The sequence below is a fragment of the Streptomyces sp. NPDC002845 genome, assembly GCF_053591955.1.
Genome location: NZ_JBSFUU010000087.1, coordinates 1 through 15,565, shown reverse-complemented (window position 1 = coordinate 15,565; position 15,565 = coordinate 1). Strand labels below are relative to the sequence as shown.

Here is a 15,565-nt window from a genome sequence, read left to right as displayed (position 1 = left end):
GTCGAGCGCCCGACCGTGCTCGACACCGGCGCGCCCCTTCGGCTCACTCGCCATTGGAGCGGGCCCCACCGGGGGCGGGGCCCGAAACTGACTTACGACCCCGACTTGCGCTTGTTCCACACGTCGAAGCCGACCGCCGCCAGCAGGGCCATGCCCTTGATGACCTGCTGCCAGTCGGAGCCGACGCTGAGGAGGTTCATGCCGTTGTTCAGCACGCCGAGGACGAGACCGCCGATGATCGCGCCGAGGACGGTGCCGACACCGCCGCTCATGGACGCGCCGCCGATGAACGCCGAGGCGATGGCCTCCAGTTCGTAGTTCAGGCCCGCCTTCGGAGAGGCCGCGTTGAGGCGGGCGGCGATCGCCAGACCCGCCAGGGCCGCGAGCGCGCCCATGTTCACGAAGACCAGGAAGGTGACCTTCTTGTCCTTCACACCCGACAGCTTGGCCGCCGGCAGGTTGCCACCGATCGCGTAGATGTGGCGGCCGAAGACGGCGTTGCGCATGAGGTAGCCGTAGCCGACCACCAGCACGCCCAGGATCAGCAGGACGATCGGCGCGCCCTTGTAACTGGCGAGCATCAGCGTGACGACGAGGATCGCGGAGACGATGGCGACGAGCTTGAGCAGGAAGATGTTCCTCGGCAGCACGTCGAGGGAGAACTCCTGCTGGCGCTTGCGGTCGCGGACCTCCTGGATGACCACGAAGGCGATCAGGACGAAGCCCAGTAGCAGGGTGAGGTTGTGGTAGTTGGTCTCCGGGCCGGTCTCCGGCAGGAAGCCGTTGCCGATCTTCTGCAGCCCGCCCGGGAACGGACCGAGGGTCTGGCCCTCCAGCAGGATCTCCGTCAGACCGCGGAAGATCAGCATTCCGGCGAGGGTGACGATGAACGAGGGTATGCCGCCGTACGCGATGAAGAACCCTTGTACCGATCCCGCCACCGCGCCCACCAGCAGACACAGCACCACGGCGACCGGCCATGGCAGATCGTTCCGCACGGTCAGCACGGCGGCGAACGCGCCCACGAACGCCGTCAGTGAGCCGACCGACAGGTCGATATGGCCCGCGATGATCACCAGCATCATGCCGATCGCGAGGATCAGGATGTAGCTGTTCTGCAGCACCAGGTTGGAGACGTTGCGCGGCAGCAGCAGGTCGCCGTCGGTCCACACGGCGAACAGCGCCACGATCAGACCGAGGGCGATCAGCATGCCGTACTGCCGCATATTGCGGCGCATACCGTCCAGCATCAGCTGGAGCAGGCCGCTGCCCGTGCCCGAACCTCCGCTCTTCCCGGGCGGAGCCGCGGCCGGGCTCGTGTCGGTCACATTGGTGCTCATCGCGTTACCTCTTTGTCCTTCGTCATCTGACGCATCAGCACTTCCTGCGTGGCCTCGGCCCGCGGGACCTCTCCCGTGAGCCGCCCGGCGGCCATGGTGTAGATGCGGTCGCACATGCCGAGCAGCTCCGGCAGCTCGGAGGAGATGAAGACGACCGCCTTGCCCTCGGCGGCCAACTTGTCGATGACCGTGTAGATCTCGTACTTGGCGCCCACGTCGATGCCGCGCGTGGGCTCGTCCAGGATCAGCACATCGGGACCCGCGAAGATCCACTTGCTGAGGACGACCTTCTGCTGGTTGCCGCCGGACAGCTTGCCCACCGGTTCGAAGACGGTCGGCGCCTTGATGTTCATCGACTTGCGGTAGCCCTCGGAGACCTGCCGCTCCTCGTGCTCGTCGACGATCCCGCGCTTCGCGACCTTGCCGAGGGCGCTGAGTGAGATGTTGCGGTTGATGGTGTCGATGAGGTTGAGGCCGTAGTGCTTGCGGTCCTCGGTGACGTACGCGATCCCGTGCCCGACCGCCTCGGCGACGGTCTTCGTCCGGATCTCCTTGCCGTCCTTGAGGACCGTGCCCTCGGCGTGCCGGCCGTACGTCCGCCCGAAGACGCTCATCGCGAGCTCGGTGCGGCCGGCGCCCATCAGGCCCGCGATGCCGACGATCTCGCCGCGCCGCACATGGATCGACACGTTGTCGACCACCTTGCGCTGCTGGTCGATCGGGTGGTGCACGGTCCAGTCGCGGATCTCCAGGGCCGGTGCCGCGCCCTCCTCCGCCTCGTGCGGGGTGCGCTCGGGGAAGCGGTGGTCGAGGTCGCGGCCGACCATCCCGCTGATGATCCGGTCCTCGGTGGTCTCGGCGGCCTTCACGTCGAGGGTCTCGATGGACTGCCCGTCGCGCAGGATCGTCACCGAGTCGGCGACCTTGCGGATCTCGTTGAGCTTGTGGGAGATGATGATCGAGGTGATGCCCTGCTTCTTCAACTCCAGGATGAGATCGAGGAGTTTGCCGCTGTCCTCGTCGTTGAGCGCCGCGGTCGGCTCGTCGAGGATGAGCAGTTTCACCTTCTTCGACAGCGCCTTGGCGATCTCCACGAGCTGCTGCTTGCCCACGCCGATGTCGGCGACACGGGTCTCCGGGTGGTCGTCGAGACCGACCCGGCGCAGCAGTTCGGTGGCGTGCTTGAGCGTGTCGTTCCAGTTGATGAGCCCGCGCGTGGCGTGCTCGTTGCCGAGGAAGATGTTCTCCGCGAGGGAGAGGAACGGCACCAGCGCCAGCTCCTGGTGGATGATGACGATGCCGTGCTGCTCGCTCGCCCGGATGTCCTTGAACCGGCAGAGCTCGCCCTCGAAGAGGATCTCTCCCTCGTAACTTCCGTGCGGATGGACGCCGGAGAGCACCTTCATCAAGGTGGACTTCCCGGCGCCGTTCTCGCCGCAGATGGCATGAACCTCGCCCTGACGGACCGTCAGAGTGACGTCCGAAAGCGCCTTGACGCCGGGAAAGGTCTTGACGATCGAGCGCATTTCCAGGACGGGTCCCGCCATGGTCGTGCCTTCCAATCAGAGTGAGCGGGCGGTTACTTGAGGTCGCTCTCGTTGATGTAGCCGGAGTCGACCACGACCTCCTGGTAGTTGGACTTGTCGACGTTGACCGGCTCCAGCAGGTAGGCCGGCACGACCTTCACGCCGTTGTCGTACGTCTTGGTGTCGTTGACCTCGGGCTCCTTGTCGTTGAGGAGCGCGTCGACCATGTTCACCGCGACCTTGGCGAGTTCGCGGGTGTCCTTGTAGACGGTCTGCGTCTGCTCGTCCGCGATGATCGACTTCACCGAGGCGACCTCGGCGTCCTGCCCGGTGATGACCGGCAGCGGCTTGTCCTTGGAGCCGTAGCCGTCGGACTTCAGCGCCGAGAGGATGCCGATGGAGATGCCGTCGTACGGCGAGAGCACCGCGTCGACGGCGTCGCTCTTGTACGACCTCGTGAGGATGTCGTCCATGCGGTCCTGCGCGGTGGCACCGTCCCAGCGCAGGGTGGTGACCTGGGTCAGCTCGGTCTGGCCGGACTTGACGACGAGCTTGCCCTCGTCGATGTACGGCTGCAGGACGCTCATCGCACCCTGGAAGAAGTACCGCGTGTTGTTGTCGTCGTTCGAGCCCGCGAACAGCTCCAGGTTGAACGGCCCTTCCTCGCCGTCCTCCAGCCCGAGCTTCTCGACGATGTAGCCGCCCTGGAGCTGGCCGACCTTCTCGTTGTCGAACGACGCGTAGTAGTCCACGTTCTCGGTGCCGAGGATGAGGCGGTCGTACGAGATGACGGGGATGTTCTCGTCCTTGGCCTGCTGCAGGACGTTGTTCAGCGACTTGTTGTCGATCGCGGCGACGATCAGGGCGTCCACACCCTGCGTGATCATGTTCTCGATCTGAGCGACCTGCTGGTCGGGCTCGTCCTCACCGAAGACCAGCTTGGTCTTGAAGCCCTTGGACTCCAGGTTCTGGACGACATTGTCGCCGTCGGCTATCCAGCGCTCGGAGGACTTGGTGGGCATCGAGATACCGACGGTGGGGTCCTCGGCGCTGCCCGTGTCCTCGCTGCCGCCCTCACTGCTCTGCCCGCAGGCGGAAAGGGTCAGGGCGAGGGAGGCGGCTGCGGCGATGGAGGTGAGGGCTGCTCTGCGGTTACGCATGATCATCATCCTTGATGTGGGTGCGAGGTTCGGTCTGGGGGTGCGAAGACGCTCCGGAACGCGGCGCGGGAAGAGACCGAGGTCAGGCTGTCGGATTGTGTGTGGCCGCGTCGCCTTTTGTGAAGAGGGTTTTTCCGGAACGTTATGCGGGGGTGTCAAACCGCTTCAGCCGGCCCGGAAGCCGCGAACCGAGCGGCGCCATGTCGCCGTCCGCTCCGTGCCGCGCGAGCAGGTCCAGGGCGAGTCGGCCGCGCCGCACCCGCTCCCGGGCGGTGGACAGGGTCAGGTCCCGCATATGGGTGCCGTACGGGTAGATCCCGGGGGCCTTGGACAGACCGAACTTCAGGTAGAGCGGTGCGCCGCGCCGGATCAGCTCGGCGACCTCGTACATCCGGACGTACCCGCCGAGGTCGTCGGGGGCCTCGATGTACATGTCCATGGGGGCGGCGGAGACCCGCCGGATCTCGGTGAGATGAGCGAGCGGCAGATCGCTCGGCACATTGATCGAGTCGCCGCCGAGCATCTCGTACACGGCGTACGCGGCCGGGTTGACCGGGCCGATCAGCGCGGACACCTTCAGGGTCGTGTCGGCCGGGAGGATCCCGGCGGCGCGCGCCCGGTGCAGGGTCCACAGCACGCCCTCGTCGGCGACGAGCAGGCACTTGACGCCCAGTTCGGTGGCGCGGACGGCGTCCTCGACACACCCGGCGACCGCGTCGTGGCCGCGTGCCCTGAGGCCGCCGCCGCGCGAGTCGGTCCGCACCGAGCCGCCGATGTCCCAGGTGCCGCGCGGGCCGGTGAACAGGCAGAGCTCGATGTCGCGTTCGGCGGTGGCCTCGACCATCTCGGTGATCTCGGCGTCGGTCAGCATCCATACACCGCTGCCCTGGCTGATCCGGTGGATCGGCACATCGAGCCGCGAGGACTCCTTGAGAACCACGCCCAGCGCCTCGGGCCCCTCGCACGAGGGGATCTCGGTGCGCCAGCGGCCGCCTCCGGGGAAGGTGTGCGCCGAGGCGTCGGCGGGGGACAGGTCGGGCGCGCCCAGGCCGAGCGCGGCGAGCGCCTGCTCACCGGGTCGACGGGCTGCCGGAGCGGAAGCGTCGGTCACAAGCTGTCCTTCTTCGCGTTCGGTATTTCGGACGTAGTTCGTCGGTGGGTGTACGCCGGTACGGAGTGTCAGGGTCTCCGTACCGGCGTACGTCTCGGGGGCGGCGCGGGCGCCCGGTGGTGCTACGGCCGGATCAGCACCTTGCCGACCTTCGGGTCGCCGGAGCCGACCAGCTCGATGGCGTGCGCGAACTCCTCAAGCCGCAGCTCGTGGGTGACCAGGGGCAGCGGATCCAGCAGACCGGCGCCGAACACGCGCACCGTGTGCGCCCAGGCCTCCGGCGGCGCCCCGAACACGGTGTGCACCTCCAGCTGCCGTACGACGAGATCGGTCGGGTCGAGTCCCTCGGCGCCCGGAGCCGGAATCCCGGTCAGGACCAGGCGCCCGCCGCGCCGGAGCAGTGAGGCGGCGGTGCCCGCGGCGGACGCGGACCCGGCGGTCTCGATGACGACGTCGAAGTCGTCGGGGAGCTCCTGGTCGCGGGTGCGGAAGTCGGTGGCGCCGAAATCCTTCGAAAGCTTTTCGCGGTCGGGGCGCGTGCCCACGACGAGCAGCTCCGACGGCGAGCCCGCCTTCAGGAACTGAACGGCGAACATCCCGAGCGTCCCGGTGCCCACGACGGCCACCCGCTCGCCGGGCCGGGCGTTCGCCTTGAGCGCGGCGGCCGCGATGCAGGCGGCTGGCTCCAGCAGGGCGGCGGCGGTCAGATCGGCGCCGTCCGGGAGTACGTGCAGGAGGCGGGCCGGCAGGGTGAGCGTCGCGGCCATCGCGCCGGGCTGGGTGAACCCGGTCTCCTCGTACCCGTCCGTGCACAGCGTGGTCTCGCCCGCGTGGCAGCGGTCGCACACCTGGCAGTTCCGGAAGCCCTCACCGACGACCTTGCGGCCTACAAGAGTCGAAGGCGCTCCTGTCCCCACCGCGGCCACGGTCCCGGACCACTCGTGGCCGGGTGTGAGCGGATAACGGACGTATCCCTCGGGCCGGTTGCCCTGGTAGACCTCGCGGTCGCTGCCGCAGATCCCGGAGGCGTGCACCCGCACCAGCGCCTCGCCCGCCTCCGGCTGCCGGGGCTCGTGCCGGACCAGCCGGTGCTCGCCCGGCGCCTCGATGACGACCGCGGTGCTCACTGCGCTCCCTTCGGCTTGCGCTGCTCCCAGCCGTCCGCCCACAGGTCGAAGCGGGCCTGCTGCTGCGGGAACTCCGCCGCCGCGTCCGTGTCCAGCTCGACGCCGAGGCCGGGCGCGTCGGAGAGGTGGAAGTACCCGTCCACCACCTGGGGCGCGCCCTTGACCACCTTCTTGATCTCCGCGTCCGCGAAGTCGTTGAAGTGCTCAAGGATCTTGAAGTTCGGCGAGGTGAAACCGACCTGGAGCGAGGCGGCGGTGAGGACCGGTCCGCCGACGTTGTGCGGCGCGACGAGCATGTAGTGCGTCTCGGCGGTCGCGGCCAGCTTCCTGGTCTCCCAGATCCCCCCGATGTGACCGACGTCGGGCTGGATGATGTCCACCGCCTGGCTCTCGAACAGCTCGCGGAACTCGATGCGGTCGTGGATGCGCTCACCGGTCGCGACCGGCATGTCGACCTTCGCGGCCACCTTCTCCAGGGCCTTGAGGTTCTCTGGCGGGACCGGCTCCTCCAGCCACGCGGGCTTGAAGGGGGCCAGCTCATGGGCGAGGCGGACGGCCGTCGAGGGCGAGAACCGGCCGTGCATCTCCAGCATCAGCTCGGCGTCGGGCCCGATGGCGTCCCGTACGGCCTCGATCAGGGAGACGGAGTAGAGCGTCTCGTCGTGGTCGAGCTCGAAGTGACCGGTGCCGAAGGGGTCGATCTTGAGGGCCTTGTAGCCGCGCGCGACGACCTCCTGCGCGGCTTTGTGGTAGGCCTCGGGGGTGCGCTCCGTGGTGTACCAGCCGTTGGCGTACGCCTTGACCTTGTCGGTGACCTTGCCGCCGAGCAGCTGCCAGACGGGGACGCCGAGGGCCTTGCCCTTGATGTCCCAGCAGGCCATCTCGATCACGGCGATGCCGGACATCACGATCTCGCCGGCCCGCCCGTAGTCGCCGTACTTCATGCGGCGGACCAGGTCCTCGACAGCGAACGGGTCCGACCCGAGAATGTGGTTGGCCTCGGCCTCGTGCAGATAGCCGAGCAGTGCGTCGGTGTGTCCCAGCATGCGGGTCTCGCCGACGCCGGTGAGCCCCTCGTCGGTGTGCACCTGGACGTAGGTCAGGTTGCGCCACGGCGTCCCTACCACGTGCGTGCTGATTCCCGTGATGCGCACGGTAGCTACTCCCTGTGCTCTGTGGCGTGTTCGAAATATCGTCACACGTTCGAAATGCTGGCGTGACAGTAAGGACGACGCGGTCGGAGTGTCAATGGGTTGAACCCACAACGGTTTCGACTCGATGGCCGGGATGGCGGTGAATAGTCCTGGGCTGTCCGCGCTCCGAAACCTCGGAACGCGGGATTCTACGCAACTTTCACAGCCACGCCCGGGAACGTCCTCCGTGCGGAACTTACCCTTCCGGCGTCATGGACTACTGCCACGCGTGCCAACGGCACCTCAATGGCGCCCTCGCCTGCCCGGGGTGCGGCACCCCGGCCGAAGCGTGCCGGGCGTATGCGGACTGGCTCTCCGACCGGGGCGCTACGGCCGTGGAAGAACGCGATGAACGCGACGCAGGGTGTGAGGGCGAGGAGCCCGAGGCCGGTGAGCGTCGAGTGCGGTCCTGGGGCGGTGGACGTGGCGTGCGGGCGAGCCGACCGGACCGGCGGGATCGGCGGGACCGACAGGCGGCGCTGCACCGGCGTCGTCGCCGGCGGGCCCTGGTGATCGGGACGGGGTTGCTGTTCGCCGCGGGCGGACTGACACTCGCGGGGCTCGGCGCGGAGTCTCCGTCGGCGGAGCCGAACGCGGCGTCCGCGGACGACCCCTCCGAGGGCTTACCGACGGCGTCTGCGGAGGGTGTCTCGGAGCCCGGCGGCGGGCCGGTGGGACCGGCCGACGCGGAGGGGAACTCGACGGGCGAGTCGGCGTCTCCCTCGGCCTCGGAGTCGACGAAGCCCGAGGTGAAGGACCGGAACGGGCCCAAGGAGCCCTCGGACTCGAACACGACGGCGAGCCCCACGTCCTCGGCCCCCGGCCCGGCGCCCCTGCCCCCGCCCTCCAGCGCCCCGACCCCCGGAACGACCCCGGACTCCCCGACTCCGGACCCGACCCCCGACCCCACCCCGGGCTCCCCGACCCCGGACCCGAGCCCTTCGGAGACGTGCACGCGCTTCTTGTGGTGGTGCACGTAAGAGCCTGTGTCCTATCCCCGGTCGGATCAGCGCACGTCGTCATGGGGTTTCCCGCGCGAGCGCAGCCGAGAGTGGGGGAGCGTGCGATCGCAAGGCGCCGGAAGGTCCTCGATGGGGGTGCCCCCGCGCGAGCCGAGCGAAGCCGGTTCGAGCGTGGTGGAGGAGCTACCAGGGCCTTTCGGCAACGCGGCTGGGGGTCCCCCCACGCCCTTAAGGCAATGGGGGAGTGCGTGCCGGGCGGCGGGCGCCCGGCCGGGGACATGACACAGGCTCTCAGGGTTCCGGCCGCGCGGACCGGTCTTCGTACGAGCCGGTGACCGTCCGTCGCGTGAGCGGTTGCGCGGGCGGCGGGCGGCGGGCGGCGGGCGGCGGGCGGCGGGCGGCGGGCGGCGGGCGGCCCGGCTGCCGGTCCTGTCCAGGACGGCGAACACGGCGCCGTACCGGGCGGGTCGGCGCTTCCTCCGCATCGATCCACGGCTACGAGAAACCGCACGTCAGCACCCTTGGCCCGGGGCCTGTTCCGCGGGCCGGACGTGCCGCCGTGACGGGCCGCCGCCTCAGCCCCCGCCGCCGGCCACGTTATTCAACCGTGACGACCTTCCCATTGCAGCCCTCTTGACCGCCATGAATTGTTAGCGCTCACAATGACCACCGCGTTCATCAGTCGGCGTCCAACGGCATCCAAGGAGGTATGAGCGTCGTGCCAGCGGTGTCCCAACTCGCCTGCCCGGCCGGTGCCGGGGGGCTTTCCGGAAGCCCGGCGTGAAGCCGGAGGCGCGGAATCATCCGCTCACACCACAGGTCTTATCGGCAGACGACCGCCAAGAAGGAGGTGCGGCCGTGGCACACTCACAGCTTCGGCCGCCCACCATGGCCGACGTGGCACGCCTGGCGGGCGTGTCGCACCAGACCGTGTCCCGCGTGCTGGGGGAGCACCCCAATGTGCGGGACGAGACACGGGCCAGGGTGCTGCGCGCGATCGAGGAGATGGGCTACCGCCGCAACTCCTCGGCACGGGCTCTGGTCACCCGCCGCACCCGGACTCTGGGTGTGGTCGCCTCCGACACCACCCTCTACGGACCGGCCAGCACGCTGTTCGCCCTTGAGGAGGCGGCACGCGCCGAGGGGTACCTCGTCTCGACGGTCAGTCTGCGCAAACTGACCGTGGAGAAGCTGTCCGAGGCCCTGGACCATCTCAGCGAGGGCGGGGTGGAGGGAGTGGTCGCCATCGCCCCGCAGCGGTCGGCGGTCGAGGCCCTCGCCGAACTCCGCCACCCGTTCCCGGTGGTGACCGTGGGCAGCGGGCCCGGAGTGGGGATCCCCAGCGTCAACGTGGATCAGCACCTGGGCGCGCGGCTGGCCACCGGTCATCTGCTGGCCGCCGGCCACCGCAAGGTCTGGCATCTCGCCGGACCCGAGGACTGGCAGGAGGCGGTGGACCGGGCCGACGGCTGGCGGGCGACCCTCGAAGAGGCAGGCGTCGAGCAGCCCATGCTGCTGCGCGGCGACTGGAGTCCGCTGTCGGGCTACCGTGCGGGCCAGGAACTGGCCGGCTGGGTGGGCCGGGGGCTGACCGCGGTCTTCGTCGCCAACGACCAGATGGCACTGGGGGTGTTGCGGGCCCTGCGGGAAGCGGGGGTGAGAACTCCCCAGGACGTCGCGGTGGTCGGCTTCGACGACATCCCGGAGTCGGAGTTCTTCGCCCCGCCGCTCACCACCATCCGGCAGGACTTCTCGACGGTGGGCCGACGGAGCATCGCCCTGCTGCTGGATCTCATCGAGGGCCGGGCCCCCTCCGGGACGCCCCGGATCGCCATCGAACCTCAACTCGTCGTCCGCGCCAGCACTTTTCCGTACGCTCCTCAAAACGCACCTCAAAACGTCCCTCAACACGCCACCCAACACGCCGCTCAACCAGGGGGCGACGCTCCCGGCTGACGCGGCACCGACCGGTCGCCGTCCATCCACCCGCGCGACCGATATCTCGAACGATGATCGACAGGCTGGACGTAGTACCGCCGGTCCCCACGAGTACCAGCGGGTCCATCCCCGGACCGGCTCTTCAAAGGAGAAGAAGCATGCTCAACAGAAGAAACTTCCTCACCGCGGCAGTCGGCGTGGTCGCCGCGAGCGGCCTGGCGGCCTGCGCCAAGGAGGACGACAGCTCCTCCTCCAACTCCTCCGGCGGCGGCGGGAAGATCACCCTCGGCTTCTCCCAGGTCGGCTCGGAGAGCGGCTGGCGCAGCGCCAACACCGACTCGGTGAAGGCGTCGGCCAAGGAGGCGGGCTACAACCTCAAGTTCTCCGACGCCCAGCAGAAGCAGGAGAACCAGATCTCCGCGATCCGCAGCTACATCGCGCAGAAGGTGGACGTCATAGCCTTCTCGCCGGTGGTCGTCACCGGCTGGGACGCGGTGCTCAAGGAGGCCAAGGCCGCGGACATCCCGGTCGTCCTCACCGACCGCTCGGTGGAGACCTCCGACGAGTCCCTGTACGTCACCCTGGTCGGCTCCGACTTCACGGACGAGGGCCGCCGTGCCGCCCGGATCCTGGAGAGGGTCCTGGAGGAGGCCGGTCACAAGGGCGCGGTGAAGATCGCGCAGCTGGAGGGCACCACCGGTGCCGCCCCGGCCATCGAGCGCGCCAAGGGCTTCAAGGAGGTCATGGACGCGGAGCACAAGGACGACTGGGAGATCGTCGTCAGCCAGACCGGTGACTTCACCCGCGCCGGCGGCAAGCAGGTCATGGCGGCCTTCCTGCAGTCCAACCCGGACATCAACGTGCTCTACGCGCACAACGACGACATGGGCATCGGCGCCATCCAGGCCATCGAGGCGGCCGGCAAGAAGCCCGGCAAGGACATCCTGATCGTCACGGTCGACGGGGTGAAGGACGGCTTCGTCGCCATGTCCGAGGGCAAGATCAACGCCATCGTCGAGTGCAACCCGCTGCTCGGCCCCCAGCTGATGGAGGTCGTGCAGAAGGTCCACGACGGCGAAGAGGTCGAGCGGTGGATCAAGACCGAGGAGAGCGACTTCATGCAGTCCGAGGCCGCGGCCGCGCTCCCGGACCGCAAGTACTGACCGACCGCACCCACCGGCAGGGAGCCTTCGGCCGACCGGACCATCGGTCGGCCGGGCTCCCTGCGGGCCCGCAGCGATTCCACGAGGAGCGCTGCCGTGACTCCGCCCCACATGAGGGGGCTTCCAACCCAAAGGTTGCGGTCCAGCCCGAACCGACCCCTTTTGGGGCGGAGAAAACCTACCACAGGCCAGGAAAGTGAATTCCCCCACCGGCTGCAGCCGGTGGTTCCCTCGCTAGGAGACTTATGGCAGAGCCGCGGCCCGTCCTGGAGATGACGGGCATAGTCAAAGAGTTTCCGGGGGTACGGGCTCTGTCGGGTGTCGACTTCCGGCTCTTCCCCGGCGAGATCCACGCCCTGCTCGGCGAGAACGGCGCAGGGAAGTCCACCCTCATCAAGGTGCTGACCGGCGTTCACCCGCTGGACGGCGGCAGCATCACCCTGGACGGACAGTCCGTGCGGTTCGACAGCCCGCTGCAGGCGCAGCACGCGGGCATCAGCACGGTCTACCAGGAGGTCAACCTCTGCCCCAACCTGTCGGTGGCGGAGAACATCTTCATCGGACGCGAACCGACCCGCATGGGCCGCATCCAGTGGAAGCGGCTGCGCCGGGAGGCGGCGGAGCTGGTCGACCGGCTCGGCCTCGACATCGACGTCACCGCGCCCCTGTCCTCGTACCCGCTGGCCGTGCAGCAACTGGTGGCGATCGTACGGTCCGTGGGCACCGGTGACAGCGACGGCGAGGGATCGGGCACCAAGGTGCTGATCCTGGACGAGCCGACATCCAGCCTCGACCGCGACGAGGTCCTCGAACTGTTCGCCCTGATGCGGCGGTTGAAGGACCAGGGCGTCGCGATCCTGTTCGTCTCGCACTTCCTCGACCAGATCTACGAGGTCTGCGACCGGATGACCGTACTGCGCAACGGCACGCTCGTCGGCGAGCACATGGTCCGCGACCTCGACCAGGTCGGACTGGTGGAGCTCATGATCGGCAAGGCCCTGGACCAGTTGGAGGAACTCCACGACCACCAGCTGCACTCCGATGTCGGCGAGACGCTGCTGAAGGCGGACGGCCTCGGCAGGACCGGCGGTATCGCCCCCTTCGACCTGGAGATCAAGAAGGGCGAGGTGATCGGACTCGCCGGACTGCTCGGCTCGGGCCGTACCGAACTCGCCCGGCTGCTCTTCGGCGCCGACCAGCCCGACAGCGGCAAGGTCTCCATCGGCGGCAAGCAGGTCTCGATGAGCGCACCCAACGACGCGATCGGCGCCGGTGTCGCGTTCTGCTCGGAGAACCGCAAGACCGAGGGCCTGGTACCCGATCTGACGGTGCGGGAGAACATCATCCTCGCCCTCCAGGCGGCACGCGGCTGGACCCGGCCCATCCCCGCCGCCCAGCGCGACGAACTCGTCGCCAAGTACATCAAGGCCCTCGACATCCGGCCCGCCAACCCGGAGGCCCGCGTCGGCCAGCTCAGCGGCGGCAACCAGCAGAAGGTGCTGCTGGCCCGCTGGCTGATCACCCAGCCCAAGCTGCTGATCCTGGACGAGCCGACGCGCGGCATCGACATCGGCGCGAAGGCGGAGATCCAGAAGCTGGTGGTCTCGCTCTCCGAGGAAGGCATGTCCGTGCTGTACATCGCGGCCGAGCTGGAGGAGGTCCTCCGGCTCAGCCACACCATCGGAGTGCTGCGTGACCGCAAACTCGTCGCGCAGCTCGCCAACGGGCCCGAGATCACCCCCACCCGGATCCTGGAGACCATCGCGAGCGGAGAGCACCAGTGACCACCACTTCCCGCTGGCGAGCGCTGACGCACCATCACCTGTTCTGGCCGGTCGCCGTGCTGGTCGCCCTGCTGCTCGTCAACGTTCCCTTCACCCCCGACTTCTTCTCGATCCGGATGACGGACGGCCACCTCTACGGCAGCCTCGTCTCGATCGTGCTGTTCGGCTCGCCCCTGATCCTGGTGGCGGTCGGCATGACCCTGGTCATCGCCACCGGCGGCATCGACCTCTCCGTCGGCGCGGTGGTCGCCATCACCGGAGCGCTGGCCTGCTCGTACATCAGCGACCAGGCCGACCAGAACGCCCTGGCCGGAGTACTGCTCGCCATGGGCCTCGGCCTGCTGGCCGCGGTCGTCTGCGGCCTGTGGAACGGCTTCCTGGTCGCCAGGATGGGCATCCAGCCGATCATCGCCACCTTGATGATCATGGTCGCCGGGCGCGGTGTCGCCCAGCTGATCACCGACGGGCAGATCATCACCATCAACAGCGAGCCGTACGAGCTGATCGGCGGCGGCTACTGGCTGACGCTGCCCTTCTCCATCTTCGTGGTGGCCGTGGTCGTGGCCGTCACCGTGGCACTGACCCGCCGTACGGCGCTCGGACTGCTCGTCGAGTCGGTCGGCGGCAACGCCGAGGCCAGCCGCCTGGTCGGCATCAGGTCCCGGCGCATCAAGATCATGGTGTACGTGTTCTGCGCGCTGTGCGCGGGCATCGCGGGCCTGATGATCAGCTCCAACACCTCGGCCGCGGACGGCAACAACGCCGGCCTGTGGATCGAACTCGACGCGATCCTCGCCGTGGTGATCGGCGGCACCGCGCTCACGGGCGGCCGGTTCTCCATCGGCGGCACGGTGGTCGGCGCCCTCGTCATCCAGACCCTGACCACCACGATCTACACCATCGGCGTGCCGACCCAGACCAACCTGGTCTTCAAGGCCGCCGTCGTCATCGTCGTCTGCCTGCTGCAGTCCCCGAAGTTCCGGGCCAAGGTCTTCGGCACCAGGTCCGGCGCCAAGCCCGGCGCGAAGGGAAGCGCCGGGCCGGCCGCGGCCCCGGCGGAGACCGCCGCGGCGACCGAGGCCGCTCCCAAGATGGAGGTGTCGTGATGAGCACGGCCACCCAGAGTCCCCCCACGGCCCCGGACAGCCGTACGCCGTCCAAGGCCGCGAGCCTGCTCGCCGACCGGCGCCTGCCCGTCCTGGTGACGGCCCTGCTCTTCCTCGCGATGTACGTCGGGGGCCTGAGCCGGTATCAGAACTACGGGTTCGCCGAACCGCAGGTCTTCCTCAACCTGTTCATCGACAACAGCTATCTGCTGGTCGCCGCCGTCGGTGTCACCTTCGTCATCCTGTCCGGCGGCATCGACCTGTCCGTGGGCTCGATGATCGGTTTCACCACCATGTTCACGGCATGGCTGGTGGAGCGCCAGGGACTGCCGATCATGGTCGTGGTGCCGATGGCGCTGGCCGTGGGCGCCCTCGGCGGTTTCCTGATGGGCTATGTGATCCACAACTTCGAGATCCAGCCCTTCATCGTGACCCTCGCCGGCCTCTTCCTCTTCCGTGGCCTGTGCCTGGTCATCAGCAAGGAGTCGATCGCCATCAGTGACTCCTCGGTGAGCAGCATGGCCCAGGCACAGGCCTCGCTGGGGGTGGGCTTCCTGTCGGTCGGCGCGATCATCGCGCTGGTCGTCCTCGCCGTGGCGATCTACGTCCTGCACTACACCCGCTTCGGACGCCGGGTGTACGCCATCGGCGGCAACGAGCAGTCGGCCCTGCTGATGGGTCTTCCGCAGGGCGGCACGAAGATCGCCGTGTACACGGTCAGCGGCTTCTGCTCGGCGCTCGCCGGGCTGCTCTTCACCCTCTACATCCAGTCCGGTGACCCGCTGCACGCGACCGGCATGGAACTCGACGCGATCGCCGCGGTCGTCATCGGCGGCACGCTGCTGACGGGCGGCTCCGGCTATGTGCTGGGCACGCTGTTCGGTGTGCTGGTGCTGGGCCTGATCAAGAGCATCATCCAGTTCGAGGGCACGCTCAGCTCCTGGTGGACGAAGATCGCCACCGGTGTGCTGCTCTGCGCGTTCATCCTGATCCAGCGCGCCATGACGACCCGTAAGAAAACCTGAACCGGTGAGGGCGACCGAGCCGCCGCCGGCCAGGAGGGGCGCCTCCTGGGCGGGGGGGGGGGGGCCCGGCGTGCGCGGGGTGGGGGGGGGGGGGCGGGCGCGCCCCCCACACCCGAGGCCCCAAACCGGA

General features: G+C 68.7%; 12 protein-coding genes. 6 read left to right on the top strand and 6 right to left on the bottom strand.

All coding sequences use genetic code 11. The annotated features are described in order from the left end of the window. Positions 1 to 92: 92 nt before the first annotated feature. From mmsB to ACWD3C_RS39900, 6 genes are all read right to left on the bottom strand, one after another. The gene (gene mmsB, locus ACWD3C_RS39925) at positions 93 to 1,340 is read right to left on the bottom strand and encodes a multiple monosaccharide ABC transporter permease (protein WP_451152142.1); all 1,248 of its coding nucleotides are present in this window, start codon (positions 1,338 to 1,340) and stop codon (positions 93 to 95) included. Continuing rightward, positions 1,337 to 2,887 (bottom strand): multiple monosaccharide ABC transporter ATP-binding protein, encoded by a 1,551-nt coding sequence (gene mmsA, locus ACWD3C_RS39920; RefSeq protein ID WP_451152140.1) that lies wholly within the window; start codon positions 2,885 to 2,887, stop codon positions 1,337 to 1,339. Before mmsA ends, mmsB begins: the two co-directional genes overlap by 4 nt. A gap of 32 nt (positions 2,888 to 2,919) precedes the next feature. Beyond that, positions 2,920 to 4,026, bottom strand: a complete 1,107-nt coding sequence (gene chvE, locus ACWD3C_RS39915) for a multiple monosaccharide ABC transporter substrate-binding protein (protein WP_451152138.1) — start codon at positions 4,024 to 4,026, stop codon at positions 2,920 to 2,922. Between the two features lie 142 nt (positions 4,027 to 4,168). Further along, entirely contained in the window at positions 4,169 to 5,137 is a 969-nt protein-coding gene (locus ACWD3C_RS39910) for a hypothetical protein (protein WP_451152136.1), read from the bottom strand. 122 nt (positions 5,138 to 5,259) lie between these two features. Further along, positions 5,260 to 6,264 carry a zinc-dependent alcohol dehydrogenase gene (locus ACWD3C_RS39905; protein WP_451152134.1) on the bottom strand — a complete coding sequence of 335 codons (1,005 nt, stop codon included), beginning with the start codon at positions 6,262 to 6,264 and terminating at the stop codon, positions 5,260 to 5,262. Then, positions 6,261 to 7,418 carry a mandelate racemase/muconate lactonizing enzyme family protein gene (locus ACWD3C_RS39900; RefSeq protein ID WP_451152132.1) on the bottom strand — a complete coding sequence of 386 codons (1,158 nt, stop codon included), beginning with the start codon at positions 7,416 to 7,418 and terminating at the stop codon, positions 6,261 to 6,263. The genes ACWD3C_RS39905 and ACWD3C_RS39900 overlap by 4 nt, the downstream gene beginning before the upstream one ends. 251 nt (positions 7,419 to 7,669) lie before the next feature. Between ACWD3C_RS39900 and ACWD3C_RS39895 the strand changes: the two genes are divergently transcribed. The 6 genes from ACWD3C_RS39895 (at position 7,670) to yjfF (ending at position 15,435) form a co-directional block, all read left to right on the top strand. Then, a complete protein-coding gene (locus tag ACWD3C_RS39895; RefSeq protein ID WP_451152130.1) occupies positions 7,670 to 8,437 on the top strand; it encodes an SCO2400 family protein in 768 nt (255 codons plus the stop codon). An 840-nt stretch (positions 8,438 to 9,277) separates the two neighbouring features. Further along, positions 9,278 to 10,375 carry a LacI family DNA-binding transcriptional regulator gene (locus tag ACWD3C_RS39890; RefSeq protein WP_451152128.1) on the top strand — a complete coding sequence of 366 codons (1,098 nt, stop codon included), beginning with the start codon at positions 9,278 to 9,280 and terminating at the stop codon, positions 10,373 to 10,375. Between the two features lie 140 nt (positions 10,376 to 10,515). Then, positions 10,516 to 11,520: a substrate-binding domain-containing protein gene (locus ACWD3C_RS39885; protein ID WP_451152126.1), complete on the top strand. Its 1,005-nt coding sequence runs from the start codon at positions 10,516 to 10,518 to the stop codon at positions 11,518 to 11,520. Positions 11,521 to 11,765: 245 nt separating this feature from the next. Beyond that, on the top strand, positions 11,766 to 13,304 hold the full coding sequence (locus ACWD3C_RS39880; protein ID WP_451152124.1) for a sugar ABC transporter ATP-binding protein: 1,539 nt from the start codon (positions 11,766 to 11,768) through the stop codon (positions 13,302 to 13,304). Further along, positions 13,301 to 14,410 carry an ABC transporter permease gene (locus ACWD3C_RS39875; RefSeq protein WP_451152122.1) on the top strand — a complete coding sequence of 370 codons (1,110 nt, stop codon included), beginning with the start codon at positions 13,301 to 13,303 and terminating at the stop codon, positions 14,408 to 14,410. Before ACWD3C_RS39880 ends, ACWD3C_RS39875 begins: the two co-directional genes overlap by 4 nt. Beyond that, complete coding sequence (gene yjfF / locus ACWD3C_RS39870) at positions 14,410 to 15,435, top strand: galactofuranose ABC transporter, permease protein YjfF (protein ID WP_451152120.1); 1,026 nt, start codon at positions 14,410 to 14,412, stop codon at positions 15,433 to 15,435. Before ACWD3C_RS39875 ends, yjfF begins: the two co-directional genes overlap by 1 nt. The last annotated feature ends 130 nt before the right edge of the window (positions 15,436 to 15,565 follow it).